Annotated in this window: 1 pseudogene; it reads left to right on the top strand. The window is 26.8% G+C overall.

What is annotated here, in order from left to right:
- Positions 1 to 224: pseudogene (locus KGF52_RS21295) on the top strand (RNA-guided endonuclease TnpB family protein); the annotation flags it as partial.

The following is a 224-nucleotide window of genomic DNA, read 5'->3' as shown; positions in this document are numbered from 1 at the left end:
GTAGGTGTAGACTTAGGAGAAATACATTCGATAGCTAGTATAACTAATGAAGGTATCGGACTTATAATATCTAATAGAGAAGGTAGAAGTATTAAGCAATTTAGAAATAAGATGTATGCTTATATCTCTAAAAGATTAAGTAGATGTAAAAAAGGTAGTAGACAATATAAGAGATTATGGAAATTAAAAAACACTATTAGAACTAAAACAGATAACCAATTAAT

Origin of the sequence: Clostridioides sp. ZZV15-6597, assembly GCF_020657815.1 — a bacterium.
Classification (GTDB): Bacteria; Bacillota; Clostridia; order Peptostreptococcales; family Peptostreptococcaceae; genus Clostridioides.
The sequence above is the reverse complement of the archived record's forward strand: the minus strand, read 5'-3'. Positions and strand labels throughout refer to the sequence as shown.